This window comes from Wolbachia endosymbiont of Drosophila baimaii (assembly GCF_028982185.1).
GTDB lineage: Bacteria > Pseudomonadota > Alphaproteobacteria > Rickettsiales > Anaplasmataceae > Wolbachia > Wolbachia pipientis.
In genome coordinates, this window is the sequence record NZ_JAPQLE010000133.1 from 1 (window position 1) to 2,812 (window position 2,812).

Consider the following 2,812-nt stretch of genomic DNA (forward strand, 5'->3'; position numbering starts at 1 on the left):
TTTCATTAAAAGACAAACGCAGAAGGGCTAGAGTATCCACTTTAACCTCTCTAAATTTGCTCACAATCTCTTAACTTGACGCGTATGGTTATAATAAGGGGGCTGGCGAAGCTTGTCAAGGAAGTTTTTATGATTTATCTAACGAACTTTACACTTGCTAAAGTTGTACCATCTTGGTAACTTTAACTGAAAGAAGTTATTTTTTATCCAATATGAAAAAAGCCTTTATATTCACATCCTTAATAGCAATTATATTGATAGTTATTACTTATTTATACAGAAACGACGGAACTAATGACTCACAAGTGGTAAATGTTTATTCATCGCGCAAAGAAGAATTAGTACGTACTTTGTTTGATGAATTCACGAAAAATACAGGTATTAAAGTACGTTACATCATTGATGATTATTCTCAGCTACTTTCACGAATGGAAAACGGTGGTGAAGCTGACTTATTTTTGACTGCTGATGCAATCAACTTAATTCTAGCAAAAAAAAGAGGACTTTTATCTCAAGTAGATTCAGAGGTTTTAAAAAGTGTTATACCTGCAAGATTTAGAGACAGTGAAGATTATTGGTTTGGTCTTACAAAAAGAGCTAGGATATTGGTTTACAATAAAGAGTCAGTAGACCCTAAGGACTTAAGTACTTATGAAGATTTAGCAAATGAAAAATGGAAAGGAAAAATATTAGTGCGTTCTTCTACAAGTCCATATAACAGATCATTAATTGCTTTTATGATTGCAAATAATGGTTTTGAAAAGACGAAAGAATGGGTAAGCGGAATTGTGAGCAATATGGCAAGAAAACCAAGTGGTGGTGATACTGATCAAATTTACGCCGTAGCAGCGGGTGAGGGAGATGTTGCAATAGTAAACAGCTACTACTTTGCGAGAATTCTTTCATCAGAAAATAAAAAGAATGTTGCAGACAAGCTAGGGGCTTTTTTTCCTAATCGCAACGATCACGGTGTAATGGTAAACATCAGTGGTGCAGCAGTAACAAAAAACGCAAAAAACAGGGAAAATGCTATAGTCTTATTGGAATTTTTAGTAAGCAAGCAGGCTCAAGAGTTATACGCTAAAAAAAACCAAGAATATCCTATTATTGAAGGCGTTGAAACTTCCGATATACTAAAATCTTGGGGAAATTATTCACAAAGTGATTTGCCTCTAAGTGAACTTGAGAAGCATCTTTTTGAGGCTGTTATGATAGCGGATGAGTGTAAGTGGAAGTAATCCCCAGCGCCACTAAACATTGGGATGAAAGATTTATGCTAATATACCTTACTCTTGACTCGCTGAACTTTTTCTTCCTTCTAACTTAATTTTGACTTTACTATCTTTTTCCGTTCTTTCACCAAAACAATTGCTGCACAAGAAGTCTATTGAAAAAAGGTAATAAGAAAGTAGAATAGGTTCAAGTAGTTGAAAAGGAAACTATGAACAAGAGAAGGAATTTGTTAAACATCTCAGACCTTACAGTCGATGATGTAGAAAATATAACTAAGTTGGCCAACCAGTACCTTAAAAAAGAAGTTGCAAATAGTCATATCTTGGAAAATAAGACAGTAATAAATTTATTCTTTGAAGATTCAACGCGTACACTTGCGTCTTTTGAAATAGCAGCAAAAAGCCTTGGAGCAAATGTTGTAACTTTGCCAATAAGATCTTCTTCTATTAACAAGGGAGAAGATCTAAAAGACATGATCAAAACATTAAATGCAATGAATCCTGATTACATAATAATCAGGCATAAAAGTAGTGGTATCATTAATACACTGGCAAAGTATGTTAACTGCTCGCTAATCAATGCAGGCGATGGAAGTAGTGAACATCCAACTCAAGCTCTTGCAGACTATCTTGTAATCAGCAATCACAAAAAGCAAATAAAGGACCTCAAAGTTGTGATATGTGGAGATATTCTGCACAGCAGAGTTGCAAGGTCAAATATAAGGTTGCTAAAAATGTTTGGAGCAGAGATAAACTTGGTCGCACCACCAACTTTGATTTGTAAGCATTTTCCTGAAGTAGATTCAGTCCATTATTCATTAATTGAAGGTATAAAGGATGCTGACGTAATTATGCTTTTGAGATTGCAGAAAGAGCGCATGAATAATAGTTCTTCAGAGAAAGAATATTTTCATTTGTATGGACTTGATTTACAAAAGCTATCATACGCAAAACCAGATGCGATTGTTATGCACCCAGGGCCAATAAATAGAGGGATTGAGATTAGCAGCGATGTAGCAGATTGTGTTATTTTACAGCAAGTAGAATTTGGATTGGCAATACGTAAGGCAGTGTTGCACTATTATAGGCCTTGCTAATATTAAAAGATGCTACACAACTAATGCAAAAAGGGGGGCATGAAATGACAAGGCTTGTAAATGGTTTGAGAATGGCCATTAAGATGTTAAGGCCGAGGATATGGTGTGGAAGTTTTTACGAAAGCCTGAAGTCAATCAACAACCTTGCAGAACGGCAAATTAGACGGCTATCGTAAAAACAGCTTTTTCACCTGGTCGGAACATGGAGAAAGATTTGTGGAAAGAATGTTGTCAATATTTTTGACATCACGTCTCAATGGCCAAAATCCCTTCCAAAAGTTACGACTGCTTAGTTCTTTATTCATTCTCACAATCCGTGAACGGTTACAACCTGGATTCCAGTGGGCTTTGTTGCATCGCTAGCTATGATGGATTAAAGATAAAAAAGATAGCGAATATCAGTAGCTTATTATTCTGGTATTTATAACAAGAACGGTCAGTGAATACCTAAATTTGAGTAAAAGAAATTTCACTACCACTCAC

At 35.5% G+C, this 2,812-nt stretch carries 2 protein-coding genes; both read left to right on the forward strand.

Translation table 11 applies throughout. The features are described from left to right. Positions 1–212: 212 nt before the first annotated feature. Entirely contained in the window at positions 213–1,238 is a 1,026-nt protein-coding gene (locus OZD66_RS04775) for a Fe(3+) ABC transporter substrate-binding protein (RefSeq protein ID WP_010082338.1), read from the forward strand. Positions 1,239–1,441: 203 nt separating this feature from the next. Next, positions 1,442–2,329: an aspartate carbamoyltransferase catalytic subunit gene (locus tag OZD66_RS04780; RefSeq protein WP_015589239.1), complete on the forward strand. Its 888-nt coding sequence runs from the start codon at positions 1,442–1,444 to the stop codon at positions 2,327–2,329. Positions 2,330–2,812 lie beyond the last annotated feature (483 nt).

What these genes read in the sequence shown, in the direction of transcription:
- OZD66_RS04775 (WP_010082338.1), top strand. Translation starts at nt 213, where the DNA reads ATGAAAAAAGCCTTTATATTCACATCCTTAATAGCAATTATATTGATA.
- OZD66_RS04780 (WP_015589239.1), top strand. Translation starts at nt 1,442, where the DNA reads ATGAACAAGAGAAGGAATTTGTTAAACATCTCAGACCTTACAGTCGAT.